Raw genomic sequence first — 18509 nt, forward strand, 5'->3', positions numbered from 1 at the left:
CGCCGATGGCCGGCACCGGGATGACGGCGCGGCGGGCAATCACCGCGAGCGCGCACCAGGGCAGGCGGTGATCCGGTGGTCAGCCGAGCCAGACAATGCCGATGACGTGCAGCTGGGAGGCTGTCCGGTTAACGAGGTAGACCAGGGTGAGCTGGCCGACAGCCGCGCACCGGAGGCCCTCGCCATCGCTGTCGGTGGCGTCCCACGGCGGCATCCCCAGGGTGCTCGGGAGGCGATGTCAAGGAGGTCTGCGGTTATCTTCCGGGCATGCGAGGGGAGTTCGGCGAAGACCTTGGCCGCTCCCGGCGACAGGCACACGGGGGGTGCCGACCGCGACGATCAGGCGGGTGTGGGTCGATGACGACCTGGTGGTTGGTGGAGTACCGGTAGTTCTTGGACTTCTCGGCGATGGTGTGGCCTCGGGTGGGGACCAGCGGTGAAGACGCGCTCCCAGGTGCCGTCGATCGCCCAGTTCCGAAGCCGGGTGTAGACGCCCTTCCGCGAGCCGTACTCGGCGGGCAGGTGTACCCACTGCGATCCGGTCCGCAACTTCCAGGCGATCGCGCGACTGCCCGCCCCGCTTCGGCGTCCGGTCCGGCAACAACGGCTCTATCCGCGCCCGCTTCGCGTCGGTCAACGGCACGACCGGACCAACAATCCGATGATCGGAACGAAGCACCCTGGACACCCTCGCCTCTCATGGCCGGGGAAGCCCGCGTGGACCGGTGGTTGGATGCTGGGGAGCGGGGCCAGCGACGGCTGTTCGGGCACTACGCTGCACGCGTGATCGAGCATTCGAACGTACCTCTCGCTAACCTTCTCGACCGCCGTGCGGACGGGCACGAGCCCGCGTCGGCGGCGGTGCTCACCGCACTCTTCGACGGCGGGGTCTTCGTTCCCGCCACCGGCACCGGATCGGTGATGTTCCTCCCCGACGACGAGCAGCCGCTCACGCTGCTCGCGTTCACCGACGCGGCGCTCGGCGCGCAACTACTCCCAGAGGCCGCCGGAATGGTGCACTGCGACGCGGTGCGGCTGAGGGACATCCTGGAGAAGACCGGCGCTGCCGTGCTCGCGGTCCGCTCCGGAAACGGGCAGGCGATCTTTCCCGAGCAGGTGCTGCGGGACTGGGCGACCTACGGGCCCGGGGCGGAAATGAAGCTCGCCTGGTCCACCGACCCGGTCGCGGTCGCCCTGCGCGACGCACTGGTACGGCGGGTCCGCGAGTTCCCCGCCGTCCGCTCGGTGTGGGTGGCGCAGGTCCGATGGCTGGCCAGCGGCGAGGAACACCTGCTGCTGCACGTCGCCGTGGACGAGGACCTGCCCTCGGCCTCCGCCCACCGTCTGCTGCAGATCCTGCTAGGCGAGGAGGTGAAGCTCGGCCGGAAGCACCCGAAGGTCGGGATGCTCGCTCTGAACACCACCACCCACGCCGACACCATCGCCCATCTGGACCGCCAGGGCCTGGACACGGTGCGCCACGACGTTGAGTCGGACCAGGTCCAGGTGATCTCCCGCGAGTACGACGACCCGTCGGCGGCCCCGGCGAATGGCACCACGTCTCAGCCCCGGGCCAAGCACCGCTGGCTCGGCCGTTCCTGATGGGATGTCGCCTGGGAGCTCTCCTTCGAATCGTGCCGCGCCCCGGCCGTCTCGGTTCCGCGCGGGACTAGCGGCGCAGCCTCGCCGGGTTGATGTCGAGGGGGGAACGGGTTGGTGATGCTGGTGGTCTCGCCGACCTGGACGAGGCGGTCGATGTAGAGGCCGCGCTCCAGGTGTCCGAGGTAGAGCTGTGGGGCGGGTCGCCGTCCGTGATTCGAACGACCGTAGCCCTACGTTCTGATGTGACGATCCGATTCCGGACAGTGATGAGCTGGATCGGGTCAGCCCCGGACGATCACCATTGTGCTGGTCCCGTGGGCCGCCACCCTTGACCCGGCACACTCACGTGCCGAACCCACAGGGGAGGGCAGTTGATGGGCACCGCCCGCCAGGTCGATCTTCTACGCACCGAAATCGGAAACGGCTTCACCGAGCTGCGGACCAACAGCGACACCCTGCGTACCGAACTGCTGAAGGCCATCACCGACGGTCTGCGCGAACACCGCGACGAGATCATCACCGCGCTCACCAGGGAGCAGCAGGAAGCGAAGCTGGCCCACCGGGACAACCGGGAGTTGCAACGCCAGCTCGCCGAGGCGCGTGACGAGCTTCATCAGATCCAGCTCCTGGCGGTGCAGACCGAGTCCCCCGCTGCTCTGGTCGAAGCGGTGCACCCGGAACTGGTCGAGTCGGCCGTGGCGGATGAACCCGCAGAGGGCGTGTTCCCCGCTCCCCCGGTCATCGAGCCGCTGCCCGTAGAGACCCTCGCCGCCGGGCCGGCACCCGTCTACCTCCCCGTGAAGGAGACCACCGTGTCCGAGACTGTCCCCGCCGAGGAGAACCACAGCCCGGAGACCGGCATCACCGGTGACCAGGCCCGCCAGCTCATCGAGCTGCTCAGCCGCCTGGCGCCCGCGACCGTGCCCGATCAGGAACAGCCGACCGCCTCTCAGGCGGCCGCCGACCCGACGCCTGGGGAAGCCGGTGGTGTCACTGACCTCATCCCCGCCGCTCTCGCCTGGCCCACCCACGTGGCCACGCTGCTCAAGGCCGCGGCCGTCAACACCGTCGCCATCTCCTGTAACCCCCACACCTGGGACTTCCTCAACAAGCGGGTCGAGGGTGCCGAGCACTTCGACAAGCAGGACGCCGCCCAGCGGCCCCGAGGCTCCGCACAGGAGCACCAGGGCGACAACGTACTCTCCGGGCGCAGCGTCATCGCGCTGCTCAACGCCCTGCGCAGCGCGGTGTACGCGGGCACCGGTCAGGAGGTCGAGACCTGGGCGCTGGCCGTCACCTGCTACGAACGCATCGCCCAGGTCATTAACGCCACCAGGCCCGCCGCCGACGAGCAGCAGCAGCAGCAGCTCACCCAGCCCCGCATCGTCCTGGACGACCTCAGTGTGAAGAGCGCTGCCTGATGAACCTCTGGTGCGGGTGATCCGATCCTGGGATCGGATCACCCGACGATCCGTCCCTTTCAGGAGCGGGTCCGCCGTACGTTGATGGCCGGTCCCTCGCGATTCGAGCGCGAGGGGCCGGCCATCTCTGCGGGCGGTGCTGATGCCGGGTCAGGGTCCGGCGATGCGACGGCATCCACACCCTCCTCGACATCGAGACTGTCCGCGCCTGCGCTGACACCGCCCTCGACCTACACCACCACCTCGCCGACGGCGGCGGCCTGTCCGGGCCCGCCGCCCACCGCTATCTCGCCCCCGACGACCTGCTCATCCACGACAAGCCCAACACCCTGCTGATGTGCGTCCACAAACGCGAGCAGGCCCTGTGTCACCGCGACACCACCCCCACCGCCCCCGCCCTCGTCCACTGCGTCCCGGCCTGCAGGAACATCGACCGCATCCTGGCCGGCGCCCCCAAGAACTCCAACGGCGCGCTCACCATCGTCGCCCTCGCCCAGGAAGCCGACGTCCCCCGTAACGCTCTCACCCAACTCCACCCCGACGTGTGGGAGAACTTCTACGCCCGCGTCCGCGCCCTCGGCCGGATCCCCGACAGCGAGGCCCGCCAGCGCAAGCAGATCGTCAAACTCAAGGAACTGCGCGCCGCCGACGCACGAGAGCTGCAGGAACTGCGGGACGACCGGCAGGCCCTGGTGCAGGTCGTCAACCAGCTCACCTTGGAGAACCCCCGGCTGCACAGCGCACTCATCGAGTCTGGTGGCCGCGTCCGCGTACTGCCGGTCCGCCGCCACCCGGGCCCCTGATCTAAGCCCGCGATCCCCCCGGTGCAGGCTCGCTCCGTTGGGCCGTGTCGCGTCACTTCCGGTGCGGCGCCGCCGGCTGCCCGCTCTGCCGAGGGTCCGCCTCAGCTTCGCGGGTGGCGGCCCAGGTGGCGAGCAGGTGCAGGCCCTGGTCGGAGGCGGAGCCGGGTTCGGCGGTGTAGACGGTGAGGGTGAGGCCGGGTTCGGCGGCCATCTCGAGTCCTTCGTAGGCGAGGGTGAGGTCGCCGACGGCCGCGTGGTGGAAGCGTTTGGTGCCGGTGCCGTGGTGGCGGACATTGTGGGCGCCCCAGCGGGTGCGGAACTCGTCGCTGCGGGTGGAGAGCTCGCCGACGAGGTCGTGGAGGTCCTTGTCGTGGGGGTTGCGGCCGGCCTCGGTGCGCAGGATGGCGACGGCGATGTCGGCGGCCTGGTCCCAGTCGGGGTAGAAGCGGCGGGAGGCGGGGTCGAGGAAGTTGAACCGGGCCAGGTTGCCACGGTTGTCGGGGTTGTCGTGGACCTCGGCGTAGAAGGCGCGGGCGAGCTGGTTGGCGGCGAGCAGGTCCATGCGGCCATTGCGGACGAACGCGGGGCCGGCGGTGACGGCGTCGAGCATCCACTGCAGGCTGCGGTGCGGAGTCCACGGCCTGCCGCCGGTGCGGCGGCGGGGGCGGGCGAGGGCGTCGGTGCCGTCGGCGGCCTGGGCGAGGTGCAGCAGGTGGGCGCGTTCGGCGTCGTCGAGTTGCAGGGCGCGGGCGAGGGCTTCCAGGACGGCGGGCGAGGCGCCGGCGAGGTTGCCGCGCTCCAGCTTGGCGTAGTACTCGACGCTCAGGTCGGCGAGGGCCGCGACCTCGCTGCGGCGCAGGCCGGGTACCCGGCGGCGGGGGCCGGCGGGCATGCCCGCCCGCTCGGGGCTGATCTTGGCGCGCCGCGAGGTGAGGAACTCGCGGACCTCCTGGCTGTTGTCCACGCCTTCGACGTTACGGCGATCCGGGCGGCCGAGGGGTGTACTGGCGGTACACCCCTCGCTGGTGACTCGCTGCGTGGGCGGAGTGCGGGTTTCCTGGATGACGTGGCGCTCTCCGCCCCGGATCCGACGGGTCGAGCGGAGTGTGCGCCCGACCCGCTCTTGGCGGTGACCGGACTTGTCCGGCCGCCGCGCCCCGAAATGCGAAGGAATATCCCCATGCGCGGCGCAGTGATCCACGCCCCCGGCGACGTCCGCTTCGAGACACTGGACGACCCGAAGATCCTCCACCCCACCGACGCGGTCATCCGCACCGCCGTGACGTGCGTGTGCGGCTCCGACCTGTGGCCCTACCGGGGCGCGGAGCCGATCGGGGACCCGCACCCGATGGGTCACGAGTACGTGGGCTTCGTGGAGGAGGTCGGCTCCGAGGTGACCGGCCTGCGGCCGGGCCAGTTCGTCGTCGGCTCGTTCGCGACCTCCGACAACACCTGTCCGAACTGCCGAAACGGCTTCCAGTCGAACTGTCTGCACCGGGAGTTCATGTCCACCTGCCAGGCCGAGTACGTGCGCATCCCGAACGCCACCGGGACCCTGCTCGCCCTCGACGAGGTCCCCGGCGAGGAGTTCTGGCCGGGCCTGCTGGCGAACTCGGACGTGATGGGCACCGGCTGGTGGGCCGCCGACGCCGCACAGGTCCGCCCCGGTTCGACCGCGGTGGTGGTCGGCGACGGCGCGGTCGGCCTGTGCGCGGTGATCGCCGCGAAGGAACTGGGCGCGGAGCGGATCATCGCCATGTCCCGGCACGAGTCCCGGCAGAAGCTGGCCTTGGAGTTCGGCGCCACCGACATCGTCGCCGAGCGCGGCGAGGACGGCATCGCCCGGATCAAGGAACTGACCGGCGGCATCGGCGCCGACAGCGTCTTGGAGTGCGTCGGCACCGCCCAGGCCATGCAGCAGGCCTTGCACTCCGCCCGCCCCGGCGGCTCCGTCGGCTTCGTCGGCGTCCCGCACGAGGTCGCCGTCGACGGGCAGGAACTGTTCTTCTCCCACGTCGGCCTGCGCGGCGGCCCCGCCCCCGTGCGCCGCTACCTGCCTGACCTGATCGAGCGCGTCCTGACGGGCCGGATCGACCCCGGCAAGGTCTTCGACCTCACCCTCCCGCTCTCCGACGTGGCCGAGGGCTACAAGGCTATGGACGAGCGCCGTGCGATCAAGGCCCTCCTCACCCCCTGACAATCCCTGCCCCGGCACAAGGAGTACTCGTGCAGATCACCCGCAGCTCGATCGACACCGCCAAGGGCCCGGCCGACTGGTTCACCGGCGACGTCTACATCGACGCCGTCGCAGCCGCGCCCGCACCGTCCCGGGTCACCGCCAACCTGGTGCACTTCATGCCCGGCGCCCGCACCCACTGGCACCGGCACCCGCTGGGCCAGACCGTCTTCGTCACGGAGGGCATCGGTCTGTGCCAGCGCCGCGGCGGACCCGTCGAGGTCATCCGCCCCGGCGACCGCGTCCTGTTCGAAGCTGACGAGGAGCACTGGCACGGCGCCGCGCCGAACCGGCTCATGGTCCACCTCGCCATCAACGAGGGCGACGACGACCACGACGTCGTGCACTGGCTGAACCCCGTCACCGACGAGGAGTACACCGCAGCCCCGGCTACCCACTGACCCGCCCCGCCCCCGTACGGAAAGAAGCCCCTATGTCCCGGCCCGCAGGTCCCGCCACCGGCAAGCTGCCCTCCGTCGTGTGGGTGCTGGCCGCCGGCACCTTCCTGATGGGCACCACCGAGTTCGTCGTGGCCGGCCTGCTGCCGCAGATCGCCGGAGACCTGCACGTCGGTGTTCCCCGCGCCGGGCTGCTGATCACCGTCTTCGCCGTCGGCATGATCGTCGGCGGCCCGACCATGGCCCTGGCCACCCTGCGCCTGCCCCGGCGGCTGACCCTGGTCCTTGCCCTGGCCGTCTTCGCGTTCGGCCACCTCGTCGCCGCCGCCAGCGCCTCCTTCGCCGTCGTGCTCGCCGCCCGCTTCACCACCGCTCTGGCCACCGGCGCGTTCTGGGCCATCGGCTTCGTCATCGCCACCGCCGCCGCGGGGCCCGGCCGCTCCACCCGCGCGGTGGGCGTCATGATGGGCGGCCTGACCCTGGCCAACGTCGTCGGCGTCCCGCTCGGGTCCGTCGTCGGGCAGGCCACCGGCTGGCGCGGCCCCTTCTGGGCGCTGGCCGTCCTGGCAGCCCTGGCGGCCGTGTTCGTCGGCCGCTTCGTCCCTGTCACCGCCGGACAGGCGGCCGGCGTCTCGGTGCGCGCGGAGGTCCGGGCGCTGCGGCAGGGCCGACTGTGGCTGGCGCTGGCCGCCGCCGTCCTGATCATGGGCGGCGTCCTGGCCGCCTACACCTACATCACACCGCTGCTGACCGGCCGCGCCGGCATCCCGGAGGCCGCCGTGCCGCTGGTGCTGATCGCCTTCGGCGCGGGCGCGCTGGGCGGCAACACCCTCGGCGGACGCCTGGGCGACCGCCGCCCCATGGCCACCACGATCACCGCCGCCGCGGCCACAGCCGCCGTCCTGCTGCTGCTCGCACCGCTCTCCACCCATCCGGCCGCCGCGATCGTCCTGGTCTTCCTGATGGCGCTGACCGGCTTCGCCGTCAACCCCGTCGTCACCTCGCTGGCCGTGCGCTCCGCCGGCGACGCCCCCACCTTGGCCTCCGCCCTGACCACCTCCGCCTACAACACCGGCATCGCCGCCGGCTCCGCCCTCGCAGCCCACGCCCTCGACTCCTCCCTCGGCCTGACCGGGCCCCCACTCGTCGGCGGCGTCCTCGCCGCCCTCACCCTGCTGCCGCTGGCCACGCTCGCGCTCCGCGGCACGCCACGGCAGGCTCGGACCACGGCCCCGGCCCCGGCCTCGGCCTCGGCCCGAGACGGGACCCCGGTGCCGGTGCGGCACTGACCCGCAACCCGGCCCCGCCGCCACCGCCCGGCTCCACACCGATAGGAGGACCCCGTGAACACCACCTACGACTTCACCGGCAGGACCGCCCTCGTCACCGGCGCCGCCTCAGGTATCGGCCGGGCCACCGCCCTCGCCTTCGCCCGCGCCGGCGCACATGTCGCCCTCTTCGACCGGTCACAGGACGGCCTGCGCGAAACCGCGAACCTCATCGACGCCGACAGCGGGACCTGCCTGACCCTGCACTGCGACGTCACCCGCGAACAAGACGTCCAGACCGCCGTCGACCAGACCGTGGACCGCTTCGGCCGCCTGGACGCCGCCTTCAACAACTCAGGAGGCAGGTCGACGTGCCTGACCCGGCAGGGCTGGAGCGGTTGAGCCAAATCACGGCGGTGACCCTCATGGTGGCCGGCGGTCCAGACAGCCATGTGCCCCAGGACGGCATTGCCGAGTTGGCCCATCTCATTCCGGGTGGGCGAGTTGTCACCGTTCCAGCCGGACAGGGCGACGGGCGGGTGGCCGGGCCGGGTGTGGCCGGGCCAGGTCCGGCGCCACCAGTGGACCGTCCCGGTCGGTCGGGTCCTCGGTGGCCAGCGCCGGGTCGGTGCTCTTGACCTTCGTGCGGAACAGCTCGCGGTAGGCGGTGAACTTCGCGGCCACCCGCTCCGGCGACATGGTGGAGCGGTCGACCTCGACCATCAGCACCGGCACCCCGATCTCCGGGGCCTGCCACACCGCGTCCGGGCGCACCTTGCGCCTGCCGCCCGGCAGCCCGAACTCGACCTCGGTCGCCCAGTCGGTCACGGCGCCCACTCCGCCCGGGGCGTCCGGGGCGGTACCGCCGAGGACGAACGCGAGCACGGTCTCGTTGACCGCCATCGCGTGCCGGGCGCCGGAGCGCCCGGCACCCCGAGCGGTGCCGCCCATCTCCGAGCGGGGCAGGCCGAGAACGTGCCCGGCTGCCTCCAGCCCGGCCGTGCCCTCCAACCACCCCGACGTGCGGGGCCGTCAGCGGGCGGGGCCGATACGGGGACGCGGGGCGCTCAGCGGAGTGCTTCGAGCAGGGGGACGGTCTGCTCCGGTCCGGGCAGGGCATTGGTCTCGTACTGAAGCCGCTCGGCGGCATGGCGGTAGCCCTCGTCGGCCAGTACCGCCGACACCGTCTCGCGCACCTCGTCCGGGGTCACGGTGACCGGGTCCAGCACCCGGGCGGTACCGAGTTCGACGCACCGCCGCGCGTTGTACGGCTGGTCCGCACCGAGCGGCAGCAGCACCGACGGCAGGCCGTGGGCGAGCGTGCCGAGCAGGCTTCCGGAGCCGCCGTGCGAGACCACCAGGCTGCACTGCGGCAGCAGTTGATCCTGCGGGACGAAGTGCTCGACCCGGACGTTCGGCGGCAGTGGCCCGAACACCGCCGGGTCGACCTGGGAGCCGACCGTCGCGACCACGTTCGCCGCGAGCCCCTGGAGCCCGGTCAGGACCCGGGCGAACAGATCGGTGCTGGTGTAGACGGTGCCGAGCGTGAAGTACACGGTGGGGGTGTCCCGTACGGGGGCTGCGGGGACGGCCGGGCCCGGCCGGAACGCGAACGTGTGGGCGGGCAACGGGAAGCGCGGGTCCCGGAAGGCGTGCGGGGACGGCGACAGGACCACATCCCGGTCCAGCATCGCGAGCCCGGGGTCGGCCGGCAGGCCGTACTCCGAGCGCAGCTCGTGCAACGGCTCCGCGACGACCTCCTTGCGAAGAAAGCCCCCGGCGGCCAGCACGATGACGGTCGCACAGGGTATCCCGAGCACCTCGGCCGCGATCGCGCTGCCGAAGTCGACCTCGTCGCGCACCAGGACATCGGGCTTCCAATCGCGGGCGATGTCCAGCACCGCCGCAGCCTGCCGCCGTCCGCCGCGCCGGGCGAAGCCCTCGGCGAGCTCCCGCAGGTCCGCCGCCGGATCGGGGACGTCGACGGGCACGGCCGCCGCGCCAGCGGAACCCGCCGCACGTACCCGCGGCTCACTGGTGGCAAAGGCCGTGAATCCGGCCCCCGTGATCTCGGCCGTTCTGCCGCCGCTGCCCGCGACCGCGACAATGTGCCCGGCGGCCTGCGCCGCGCGGGCCACCGGGATGAGGGGGCGGAAGTGGCCACTGCCACCGATGAACGTGAACAGAATGCGCATCGGGCGAGGCTACCGGGCCGTCCGCGGGCAGAACGGCCAGCCCCTGCTCCCCTGACCGCCCACAGGTTTTCCCGACCGACCCGAACATCGGTCCCAGATTCTGCAAACCCACAGACCACAGCCCATGAACGATCAATCACCGCAGCAAAACCGCAGGCCAGACAGCCAAGATCTCAAGTCCCAGATTCTGCAAGTCCCCTGCTCAGAGGGCGTTAAGTCCGTTTCTGGTAGCGGCCTCGTCCGGGTTGGGTGAGGAAGCCTTGGCGGGTGAGGCGTCCGAGGCGGCTGCGGGTGATGTTGACGGACGTCTCATCGGTGGGCATGCCGAGGAGTTCGTGCAGCTCGCGGGCCCGGAATGCCCGGCCCGGGTGCTGGTTGAAGGCGTGCACGATGGCCTGGTAGGTGGTGTTCGTCTCGGGCACCTCGGGTTCGATTCCTGCCGGCGTGACCTCCGCAATGATCTTTCGTGTGGTGATCAGGTCCGCGAGACGGGCCTCGGTCTCGGCCAGGGCGGCAGTGAGGCACCCGATCTGGTCACGAAGTTCTGCGGCCCGGGTGGCGGCTTCGTCCTGCTGGGCCTGGAGGTCCGCCAGGAGTTCGGCGACGTTCACGCGGCCAGTCCGAGGGTGTCGCGCCAGGCCGGGGCCGGTGTGGTGAGGCGGCGGGTCATGTTCGCAGTGGAGGCCCAGTAGACGCGGGAGGCGGAGGTGTCGGGCCGGTGGTCGTACTCGCGAGCTAGGCGCCGATGCAGCATCAAGGTGCCGTTCGCCTGCTCCACCACCCACCGTTTCGGCTGCGGGACGAAGCCCGTGCCCGGGTCGGCCGGTTTGCGGCGGACGACCTCGACGTCGATGTCCAGCAGAGCGCCGTGGATGACAACCTCGTCCTTGAAGCCCTGGTCCACCAAGGCCTTCTCCAGACGCATCCCGCACCGTTCGGCGACCTGGTCGAGCAGGGCGGTGCCGGCGGCGTTGTCGTGGGCTGAGGCGGCCAGGACGACGACGCCGATGATCAGCCCCAGGACGTCCACGGCCAGTCCCCGCTTGCGCCCCGACACCTTCTTGTTCGCGTCCAGCCCCGTCGTGGTCTTCGGGACACCGGCGGCCGCGCGGACGGACTGGGTGTCGATGATCACGAGGGACGGGTCCTCTAATCGGCGGGCTCGCTCCCGTACCTGGCAGCGCAGGAGTTCCTGGATCCGCTGGTCGAGGCCGTCCTGGCGCCACAGGCCGAAGTAGTAGAACACTGCCGACCAGGACGGCAGGTCATGGGGCAGGTAGCGCCACTGACAGCCCGTCCGATTCTGGTAGAAGATCGCATTCACGATCTCCCGCAGATCGCAGGCCCCCGGATCCCCGGTAGCCGATCGCGCCACCCGGTCCTGCTTCCAGGCCATGATCATCGGCTCGATCAACGCCCATTGCTCGTCCGATAAGTCGCTCGGATACGCCCGTCTGTCCATGCGCCGCAGAACATCACCCGAACCCCGGCTGGCACGCCAGTACGGCCGACGTTCACACGAACGAGCGATCACGAAACGAGAGAAAACCGACTTACCGTCCTCTCAGGTGTCCGTCAAAGCGGATCAAGCCCAGGTTTCCCGGTTGGTGCTGTGACTTGAGTGCTCGAGTTGGCGAGTTGAGCATGGGGTGGGCAGGGTATTGCCCGTGTCGGGGCTCTGAGCCCTTGCTGCTCGTGCTGGAGCAGGCCGTCACATGTCTGGTCGGGGCTGGTCGGCAGGGATAGCCTGAGCGAGCTCCAGGATCTTGACCTGGGGCGTCCCGGCCAGGGCTGGGGCGTTCTCGGGCGAGGCCCAGACTTTCGTTCGCAAGAAGTCCAGAAAGCGCTCCGCCTCGCCTGCGGTGTCGAACTCGAGGTCGATGACAACGAAGTTCGGATCGTCGACGGGCCGCTGGACGCGGTGCCCGCGAACGCCGGACTGCAGCCTGACGTCCTTGAAACGCTCGAATGCCGCGCTCCAGAGCCCGAAGTCCGTCACCGCGTGTTCGATGTGCAGGGTCGCCATGATGGCTCCTCGGCTTGACCTGGTTATCGGTCCCACGTTATGCGGGTCCCCTTGCTCCGGCCATTCCAGGGCCAACTGCCGATCGCGATGGGCAGCTATCAGTCGGCGTCACATGAGCGCGAACCCGCCGACTGAATTGTTGAATTCGATGTCGCGGTCGTGGGCGCGACGGCCGCAGAGATTCAGGTCGGACGGCCGGCGCACGCCGTGGCCGCCCCACTGATGGCGGTCCTGGTGCGCAGCCTGCAAGCCGCCGGCCAGGAACCCACCAGCCACCGCCGGAGCGACTCGCCGCTCCATCACCGGCGGCGTGGGGGCGGGCCGGGTGGAGCGTCACGCCCTGGCGCTCGGCCTCGATCCGGGCTTGCAGAAGGGTGTTGAGGTTGGAGGGGTCGACGGTCAGCGTCGGCGGCGGGTTGGTGGTGAGGGCGCGCTCAGCGTGGAGTGCAGGGCTGGCACGCCGGCTCCTCCACGGCTGGTAGAGCCGCATCCGGGCTCACTCGCAGCACCTGGTCCAGCCCGGTGCGCCGGAACAGCACCGCCACCCGTGCGGTCGGGTTCGCGACGTGCAGCACCGCGCCCGCCGCCTGGGCCCGCAGGTGCGCGCGGATGACGGCGTTGAAGGCAGGACCGGGGCGCCCGCCCCGGCCGCAGCGGGACACGGAACGAAGGCGGGTCGGCCTGCGTGGCAGCAGCGGTCATCGGCACAGTGTCCTCGCCGCCACGGTGTCCGCGGCCGCCGGTGCGCCCGCGCATTGGGCATCAGCATCCGTCGGCCGGTGTGCGGGCGGATTCCTTGCAGTAGTGCCCAGGCAATCCGCTGTGGGCGGCCGGCGGTCTCGGCCAGGACGTCAGGTGTCCGCCGTGGGCTTCGGCTCCTCGGAGGGACGGCGCAGTTGTTCGTTGATGCGCAGGGCTTCTTCGAGTTGGTCTTCGAGGATGACGATGCGGCAGGCGGCGTCGATGGCGGTGCCCTGGTCGACGAGGTCGCGGGCGCGCATCGCGATGCGCAGCTGGTAGCGGGAGTAGCGGCGGTGGCCGCCGTCGGAGCGCAGGACACGGACAGGGACTCGACGCGCACAGTGTCTTGCAGCACACTCGTCCTCACGGCCTTGGTTGGTGATCATGGGTGCTTCGCAACGCACATGATCACGCCAAGGCCGTACCGCTGTCCGGTGAACGGCAAAGCCCGTGGTCAGCTCGGCACGCTGACCACGGGCTGGGGTGGAGCCGGGCTCAGAGCTCCATCGAGAAGCGGCGGCAGACGTGGACCCGGGCGAACTGCTCCCGCATCAACTGCTCGTCGCGCAGGTTGGCGTGCAGAAAGGCCGTGATCGGCCGGAGCTCCGGCCGCCGCTCGCCGATGGCGCGGTCCGGCTCCCCCGCATCGGTGTAGTAGTTCGCATAGACGTGGAGGTAGCGGCTGCTCTCGGCGAAGCCCATCTCCCGGTACCAGTGCAGTGTGTCCAGGTCGTCCCTGGTCCAGGCGTCCAGTGTCGGTACTCCCTGGGCGCTGACGCGGGCGCGGGCCTCGGCGAACAGGGCGCGGCCGATGCCCCGGTGCTGGTGGTCGGGGTGGACCGCGATGGTGTCGATGGTCGCCAGCTCACCCTCGACCGTGACGTCCATGACGCCTACGGCGAGCCCGCGTTCCCCGATCGCGACCAGCTCGAAGCCGGGAGCGTCGATCCGGGGCTTGGCCCTCATCACGTCGTCAAAGTAGGCGGTGTCCAAGAAGGAGAGCACCCGGCAGCGCAACCAGGAGGGTTCGTCAGCGGGCGTGTACTCACGTACGGCGTAGTTCAAGGCAGTGATCCTCAACGTGTGTGGCGATGTCCGGACAGTGGCGGTCGCAACGTCGAGGGATCACAGCGGAGATTCTGGTCGCTGCCCCGCGCGCAGGCAATCGGTTTTGCCGATCAGAGCCCCAGCCGAAGCGGGCAGGGGTTAAACGGAAAGCTAGTCGTTGGCCCGCGAGACCACAGGCGTGAGAAGGTGCGATGTTCGATCTTCAACATCGCGGCAAGTGGGGGGATTTCTTCGTGTCTATGGCCAGACATCTGTTGGGGAGGCTGGGGGGCGCACTCACTGCTGCCGCCCTGCTGCTGAGCCCGCTGGCAGTCCCGGGGGTTGCGGGCCCGGCTGCTGCGGCTACCGCCACTCCGACGCCGTCGGTCCGGGTGATCAACTACAACCTGTGCGGCGGCTACATCGACGACTGCGAGTCCACCCTCGGGCTGAACGACTGGGCGAACACCCTGGCGGCGTCCCTCAAGGGGTGGAACCCCGACGCGGTGATGTTCGAGGAGCTCTGCAAGGGCCAGCTCGACGCCGCCGCGGCCCGGCTGCCCGGCTACCAGGAGGTCTGGCTGGAGACGGGCAGCGTCACGGACGCGGCCAAAAGCAAGGGCTACGGCTGCGGGAAGTGGCTTTACGACGGCGCTCCCAAATCCAACGCCCCGATCGGTATCGGGATGCTGGTGAAGGCCACGGCCGCGCCGCAGCCGCTCGGCCACTTGCTGCGCAACGTCGCCCCGGGTCGTGAGCAGCGCGGCGTGGTCTGCGCCCAGGTGCCGGTCAACGGGATCTCGACCCTGCTCTGCACCACGCACACGTCCCCGGAGATGAAGGACGAGGGCGCCCCGCAGGTGGTCACCGCGATCCGGGGCTGGGCGCACGGTGGCCCGGTGATCCTCGGCGGCGACTTCAACGCGGACACGCAGGACTCCAACATGGGCCAGTACTACATCGCCCAGGGCGGCAACGGGGAGTTCAACGAGGCCGACCAGGCCAACCGCGCGTACTTCTCGCGGAACTGCACCGGCCTGGCCGCCTGCCGCTCGGGTTCCCCGACGGCGGGTCACCGGGACGGCACCAAGGTCGTCAACGGGCAGACCATCCCCGATCACACGCACGGCATCACGCGTCCCGATCGCAAGTTCGACTATCTCTTCGCCAGCGCCGCGTACTTCGGCCCGGCGACGGCCGACACGGCGGACGCGCAGTTCGGCGGCAACAGCCTCTCCGACCACGTGATGTACCGGGGGGTCTTCCCGCAGAGGCCCGACACCCAGGCACCTGCCACCCCACTGGTGGCCCCCGGCTCCGCCTCGATCGCCCGGCAGAACGACTGGCTGAACGCCGTGGACCACACCAGTGGTGACTTCAACGGCGACGGCAAGACGGACCTGGTGCTGAGGAACGCAGCCGGGACGGTCACCCTCTACCCGGGTGACGGCAACGGCCACTTCGGCATCGGCATCCAGCTGGTCTCGGCCGCCCAGGGCTGGTGGGATGCCAAGAGCATCACCGCCGGTGACTTCAACGGCGACGGCAAGACCGATCTGCTGGCCCGCTGGACCTCCGGCAGAGTCTTCCTCTACCCGGGCGACGGCCACGGCCACCTCGGCAATTCCGTCGAGGTCATGCCCGCAGGCAGCCTGACCAACGCCGCCGACATCGTCGCGGGTGACTTCAACGGGGACGGCAAGACCGACCTCGTGGTCCGCTGGAACGCGGCCAACCCCTGGGAGAACGACGGTCACGTCACCTTCTATCCGGGTAACGGCGACGGCACCTTCGGCACGTCCACCGAGTTGGTCTCCGCCGCCCAGGGCTGGTGGGACGCCAGCGACATCACCGCCGGTGACTTCAACGGCGACGGCAAGGCCGACCTGCTGGTCCGCTGGACCTCCGGCAGCGCCTTCCTCTACCCAGGTGACGGCCAGGGCCACCTCGGCGCGTCCGTCCCCGTGGTCGCGGCACCGACCTGGGCGACCGCGCGCGATCTGACGGCCGGTGACTTCAACGGCGACGGCAGGACCGATCTGCTGATCCGCTGGACCAACCCGCCGTCCGTCGAGGGCCGGCCCGACCCGCCGTCGATCACCCAGAAGGTCGACTTCCTCCCCGGCGACGGGAAGGGCGGCTTCGGAACGGCGAGGTCGGTCCGGCCCGTCGGTTCGGGCGGCTGGCTCGACGCGGCCAGAGTGATCCCGGGCAACTTCACCAGCAGTACCCAGACCGACCTGCTGGTGCAGTGGAACTCCGGGAGCGTCTTCCTCTACCCCAACGGCGGCAGCGGCACGTTCAACAGCTCCCCCCGCCTGATCGCGGCCGACTGGTCGGACGCCAAGAGCATCACCGCCGGTACCTTCCTCGGCGACGGCAACACCGACCTGCTGGTCCGCTGGAGCTCCGGCAGCGTCTTCCTCTACCCGGGCAACGGCAACGGCACCTTCGGCGGCTCGATCCCGCTCCTGCCCGCAGGCAGCTGGAGCAACGCCGTCGACGTCGTCGGCGGCGACTTCAACGGCGACGGCAAGGCAGACGTCGTGATCCGCTGGAACGACGGTCACGTCACCTTCGAGCCCGGCAACGGCGACGGCACTTTCGGCACACCCACCGAACTGGTCTCGGCCGCGCAGGGCTGGACGGACGCCGTGAGCGTCACCGCCGGTGACTTCAACGGTGACGGCAAGACCGACCTGCTGGTCCGCTGGACCGCCGGCAGCGCCTTCCTCTACCCGGGCAACGGCAACGGCACCTTCGGCGGCTCCGTCGCGTACCAGCCCGCCGGTGCTTGGAGCGACCTGGTCAATGTCCTGCCCGGCCAGTACACGGTCGACGGCTCCACCAGCCTGATCCTGCGCTGGAACGACGGCGCAGTTGTGCCCGGCTACGCCACGTCCGACCGGCTGACGATCCGCGCCTCCGACGACCGGGGCCGGGTCTCGCACTTCGTCTACTCGCTGGACGTCCCGCTGGACACCACCAACGGGACGCGGCTCGACGCGCGCAACAACATCGTCTCGCTGCCGCTCGCCGGCTTCGCTCCCGGCAGTCACACGCTGTACGTCGCGGCGGTCGACCTCGCGGGCAACCGCTCGGCCACCCAAGCGTACGCTTTCTGACCCGACGACAGAGGGCCGTTCTCCGCCGGCGGGGGAGCGGCCCTTCGCCGTCTTTAGGTAAGACTGCCGTAACTGGATAGGTGGTCGGTCAGCCTTGACTCGGGTTGGCCCCTCTGGCGGCCGCCTGCCCCCCTGCCCCCGAGGGCGTGGCGATTGTCGATCTGGGCTCAGCTTGCTCTTTATGCAGTCGTCGCGTTCTTGGCGAGGTGGGCTTCGAGTGTGAGTTCGCGTTTGACGGTCTTCCCGACGTCGTAGCGGGGTGCGGGCCTGTGGTTCTTCGTGCCGGGCGGGCGCCCCAGGCCTGGGCGCGTGTCGGTTGCGGCACGGCAGCCAGGCAGGCCGTCTTCGCGCGGATGTGACGGAACCCGCGGCGGACTCGGGCGGGCGTGAGCTTGTTCGGTGGGGCGGCCCGTTCCCAGGGCCGGCGCAGGTCCTCGGCGAGCGGGCGGGCGAGGCGGAGTTGGGTGTGGGCGGCGATGACCGCGTGAAGCACCCGACGAAAACCGGAAGCCGTCCCGATCGGCAGCCACCTCACCGCCAACATGAGGTGCCGAGCAGTTGGCTGACCGTCCTGGGCCGCTGAGCCCGAATCCACCGGGCGATAGCCGGTCCAGCGTCCGGACATGAAAACGGAGACACCCTCCGTTCCGGCTGGGCCGGGCTGGGCCGGGCTGGTCAGGCGCCGCTGTTGACCAGGTGCCAGCGCTGGCCGTCGCCGCCGTTGCAGGACCAGACGCCGAGCGCGGTGCCACTGGTGTCGGCAGTCAGGCAGCCGCCGTCGCGGGCGCTCTTGATCTGGTACCAGCCGTTGCCGGCGTCCTGGAACTGCCAGAGCTGGTTGTTGCCGCCGTTCGCACCGACCAGCCAGGTCCGCCAGCTGTTGAAGTTGTAGTCCATCAGCAGGCCGCCCCGGTACTGGGTCTCGATCTGCCAGTTGCCGTTGCCCTTGTCCCAGAACACCCACTGCTGGGCCTCGTTGCCGTTGGGCTCCCAGGCCTTGATGCTGGTGCCGGAGTTGACGCTGGCGTTGTCGAGGTCGGCCACGGTGCCGTGGGCGGACTGCAGGGTCGCCACCCGGCCGTGGGCGGGGCCGGTGCCGCCGGGCGGGTAGAAGGAGACGGTACGGCCCGCGTCACCGGAGCGGTCGTACCGTCCCCACATGCCCCAGTGGATCCACCCGCCGTCCCCGTTGAGGGTGAAGTTCCCGCTCTGGAACACGTAGACGTGGTACGGGTGGGAGGCGTCGTACTTCACCACCATGTCCACGTTGACGTCGTGCAGGTCGGGGGCGTAGGACTCCGTGTCGTCGACCACCAGCACGTTGGCGAGGTTGCCGATCTTGGCGGATATCCTGTCGCCCAGCGCTCGGACGAAATCGGCCCGCTCGTTCTGGTGGTTGGTGTAGTTGGCGATGTCGGAGATGTCGACGCCGAGCTCCGGGAACATGTCCCAGCTCTGGACCTGCCCGACCACGGCGTTGGGCGCGACGTGGTGAGCGGACGCCGTTGCGGCACCGGCGTTCGGCGTGGTGAGTGCGATCGCGGTGAGGACGGCGCCGGCCGTCGTGAGGAGCTTGCGCATGCTGGAGTTCACTTCCTGGATCGGAGGGGCCTGTTCCGGGGGCCGGTTCGGTGATCGGTCCTGAGC

Annotated in this window: 19 protein-coding genes and 3 pseudogenes; 8 read left to right on the top strand and 14 right to left on the bottom strand. The window is 70.4% G+C overall.

Going from position 1 to position 18509, the window contains the following annotated elements; genetic code table 11:
- Positions 1-319 precede the first annotated feature (319 nt).
- Both ACR68M_RS00230 and ACR68M_RS00235 read right to left on the bottom strand, forming a co-directional pair.
- A pseudogene (locus ACR68M_RS00230) lies at positions 320-434 on the bottom strand (IS5/IS1182 family transposase); the annotation flags it as partial.
- 64 nt (positions 435-498) lie between these two features.
- A pseudogene (locus ACR68M_RS00235) lies at positions 499-549 on the bottom strand (hypothetical protein); the annotation flags it as partial.
- A 234-nt stretch (positions 550-783) separates the two neighbouring features.
- Here ACR68M_RS00235 and ACR68M_RS00240 point away from each other — a divergent pair.
- The 3 genes from ACR68M_RS00240 to ACR68M_RS00250 all read left to right on the top strand — a co-directional run bounded on the left by ACR68M_RS00240 (position 784) and on the right by ACR68M_RS00250 (position 3826).
- On the top strand, positions 784-1602 hold the full coding sequence (locus ACR68M_RS00240; RefSeq protein WP_441248298.1) for a hypothetical protein: 819 nt from the start codon (positions 784-786) through the stop codon (positions 1600-1602).
- 374 nt (positions 1603-1976) lie between these two features.
- Positions 1977-3023, top strand: coding sequence for a hypothetical protein (locus ACR68M_RS00245; RefSeq protein ID WP_441248299.1), 1047 nt, complete (start codon positions 1977-1979; stop codon positions 3021-3023).
- 335 nt (positions 3024-3358) lie between these two features.
- Positions 3359-3826: a hypothetical protein gene (locus ACR68M_RS00250; protein WP_441248300.1), complete on the top strand. Its 468-nt coding sequence runs from the start codon at positions 3359-3361 to the stop codon at positions 3824-3826.
- A 52-nt stretch (positions 3827-3878) separates the two neighbouring features.
- Here ACR68M_RS00250 and ACR68M_RS00255 read toward each other — a convergent pair whose 3' ends face one another.
- A complete protein-coding gene (locus ACR68M_RS00255; RefSeq protein ID WP_441248301.1) occupies positions 3879-4790 on the bottom strand; it encodes a helix-turn-helix transcriptional regulator in 912 nt (303 codons plus the stop codon).
- Between the two features lie 216 nt (positions 4791-5006).
- Between ACR68M_RS00255 and ACR68M_RS00260 the strand changes: the two genes are divergently transcribed.
- The 4 genes from ACR68M_RS00260 to ACR68M_RS00275 are packed head-to-tail and all read left to right on the top strand — an operon-like array spanning position 5007 to position 8130.
- The gene (locus ACR68M_RS00260) at positions 5007-6023 is read left to right on the top strand and encodes a zinc-dependent alcohol dehydrogenase family protein (RefSeq protein WP_441248302.1); all 1017 of its coding nucleotides are present in this window, start codon (positions 5007-5009) and stop codon (positions 6021-6023) included.
- Between the two features lie 29 nt (positions 6024-6052).
- Positions 6053-6463 (top strand): (R)-mandelonitrile lyase, encoded by a 411-nt coding sequence (locus tag ACR68M_RS00265; RefSeq protein ID WP_441248303.1) that lies wholly within the window; start codon positions 6053-6055, stop codon positions 6461-6463.
- 32 nt (positions 6464-6495) lie between these two features.
- Positions 6496-7749, top strand: coding sequence for an MFS transporter (locus ACR68M_RS00270; protein ID WP_441248304.1), 1254 nt, complete (start codon positions 6496-6498; stop codon positions 7747-7749).
- A gap of 54 nt (positions 7750-7803) precedes the next feature.
- Positions 7804-8130 (top strand): SDR family NAD(P)-dependent oxidoreductase, encoded by a 327-nt coding sequence (locus ACR68M_RS00275; RefSeq protein WP_441248305.1) that lies wholly within the window; start codon positions 7804-7806, stop codon positions 8128-8130.
- 105 nt (positions 8131-8235) lie between these two features.
- On the opposite strand, the gene ACR68M_RS00280 is transcribed toward ACR68M_RS00275, so the two are convergent.
- The 9 genes from ACR68M_RS00280 to ACR68M_RS00320 all read right to left on the bottom strand — a co-directional run bounded on the left by ACR68M_RS00280 (position 8236) and on the right by ACR68M_RS00320 (position 13755).
- The gene (locus tag ACR68M_RS00280; protein WP_441248306.1) at positions 8236-8739 is read right to left on the bottom strand and encodes a replication-relaxation family protein; all 504 of its coding nucleotides are present in this window, start codon (positions 8737-8739) and stop codon (positions 8236-8238) included.
- A gap of 56 nt (positions 8740-8795) precedes the next feature.
- On the bottom strand, positions 8796-9923 hold the full coding sequence (locus ACR68M_RS00285; protein ID WP_441248307.1) for a glycosyltransferase: 1128 nt from the start codon (positions 9921-9923) through the stop codon (positions 8796-8798).
- 212 nt (positions 9924-10135) lie between these two features.
- The gene (locus ACR68M_RS00290; RefSeq protein WP_441248308.1) at positions 10136-10534 is read right to left on the bottom strand and encodes a hypothetical protein; all 399 of its coding nucleotides are present in this window, start codon (positions 10532-10534) and stop codon (positions 10136-10138) included.
- Complete coding sequence (locus tag ACR68M_RS00295; RefSeq protein WP_441248309.1) at positions 10531-11385, bottom strand: IS5 family transposase; 855 nt, start codon at positions 11383-11385, stop codon at positions 10531-10533. Before ACR68M_RS00295 ends, ACR68M_RS00290 begins: the two co-directional genes overlap by 4 nt.
- 249 nt (positions 11386-11634) lie before the next feature.
- The gene (locus ACR68M_RS00300) at positions 11635-11949 is read right to left on the bottom strand and encodes a hypothetical protein (protein ID WP_441248310.1); all 315 of its coding nucleotides are present in this window, start codon (positions 11947-11949) and stop codon (positions 11635-11637) included.
- A gap of 108 nt (positions 11950-12057) precedes the next feature.
- Complete coding sequence (locus ACR68M_RS00305) at positions 12058-12249, bottom strand: hypothetical protein (RefSeq protein WP_441248311.1); 192 nt, start codon at positions 12247-12249, stop codon at positions 12058-12060.
- A gap of 134 nt (positions 12250-12383) precedes the next feature.
- Entirely contained in the window at positions 12384-12611 is a 228-nt protein-coding gene (locus ACR68M_RS00310; protein ID WP_441248312.1) for a hypothetical protein, read from the bottom strand.
- Between the two features lie 189 nt (positions 12612-12800).
- Complete coding sequence (locus ACR68M_RS00315; RefSeq protein WP_441248313.1) at positions 12801-13076, bottom strand: hypothetical protein; 276 nt, start codon at positions 13074-13076, stop codon at positions 12801-12803.
- Positions 13077-13185: 109 nt separating this feature from the next.
- A complete protein-coding gene (locus tag ACR68M_RS00320; RefSeq protein WP_441248314.1) occupies positions 13186-13755 on the bottom strand; it encodes a GNAT family N-acetyltransferase in 570 nt (189 codons plus the stop codon).
- Between the two features lie 242 nt (positions 13756-13997).
- Here ACR68M_RS00320 and ACR68M_RS00325 point away from each other — a divergent pair, with 242 nt between their 5' ends.
- Positions 13998-16862, top strand: coding sequence for an FG-GAP-like repeat-containing protein (locus ACR68M_RS00325; RefSeq protein ID WP_441248315.1), 2865 nt, complete (start codon positions 13998-14000; stop codon positions 16860-16862).
- Positions 16863-17041: 179 nt separating this feature from the next.
- Here the strand turns inward: ACR68M_RS00325 and ACR68M_RS00330 are convergent.
- Both ACR68M_RS00330 and ACR68M_RS00335 read right to left on the bottom strand, forming a co-directional pair.
- A pseudogene (locus ACR68M_RS00330) lies at positions 17042-17343 on the bottom strand (NF041680 family putative transposase); the annotation flags it as partial.
- Between the two features lie 194 nt (positions 17344-17537).
- The gene (locus ACR68M_RS00335) at positions 17538-18443 is read right to left on the bottom strand and encodes an RICIN domain-containing protein (protein ID WP_441248316.1); all 906 of its coding nucleotides are present in this window, start codon (positions 18441-18443) and stop codon (positions 17538-17540) included.
- Positions 18444-18509: the final 66 nt, after the last annotated feature.

It is taken from the genome of Kitasatospora sp. McL0602, assembly GCF_052076145.1.
GTDB lineage: Bacteria > Actinomycetota > Actinomycetes > Streptomycetales > Streptomycetaceae > Kitasatospora.

What these genes read in the sequence shown, in the direction of transcription:
- ACR68M_RS00270 (WP_441248304.1), top strand. Translation starts at nt 6,496, where the DNA reads ATGTCCCGGCCCGCAGGTCCCGCCACCGGCAAGCTGCCCTCCGTCGTG.
- ACR68M_RS00325 (WP_441248315.1), top strand. Translation starts at nt 13,998, where the DNA reads ATGGCCAGACATCTGTTGGGGAGGCTGGGGGGCGCACTCACTGCTGCC.
- ACR68M_RS00250 (WP_441248300.1), top strand. Translation starts at nt 3,359, where the DNA reads ATGTGCGTCCACAAACGCGAGCAGGCCCTGTGTCACCGCGACACCACC.
- ACR68M_RS00335 (WP_441248316.1), bottom strand. Translation starts at nt 18,443, where the DNA reads ATGCGCAAGCTCCTCACGACGGCCGGCGCCGTCCTCACCGCGATCGCA.
- ACR68M_RS00315 (WP_441248313.1), bottom strand. Translation starts at nt 13,076, where the DNA reads ATGATCACCAACCAAGGCCGTGAGGACGAGTGTGCTGCAAGACACTGT.
- ACR68M_RS00285 (WP_441248307.1), bottom strand. Translation starts at nt 9,923, where the DNA reads ATGCGCATTCTGTTCACGTTCATCGGTGGCAGTGGCCACTTCCGCCCC.
- ACR68M_RS00295 (WP_441248309.1), bottom strand. Translation starts at nt 11,385, where the DNA reads ATGGACAGACGGGCGTATCCGAGCGACTTATCGGACGAGCAATGGGCG.
- ACR68M_RS00300 (WP_441248310.1), bottom strand. Translation starts at nt 11,949, where the DNA reads ATGGCGACCCTGCACATCGAACACGCGGTGACGGACTTCGGGCTCTGG.
- ACR68M_RS00260 (WP_441248302.1), top strand. Translation starts at nt 5,007, where the DNA reads ATGCGCGGCGCAGTGATCCACGCCCCCGGCGACGTCCGCTTCGAGACA.
- ACR68M_RS00245 (WP_441248299.1), top strand. Translation starts at nt 1,977, where the DNA reads ATGGGCACCGCCCGCCAGGTCGATCTTCTACGCACCGAAATCGGAAAC.
- ACR68M_RS00305 (WP_441248311.1), bottom strand. Translation starts at nt 12,249, where the DNA reads ATGGAGCGGCGAGTCGCTCCGGCGGTGGCTGGTGGGTTCCTGGCCGGC.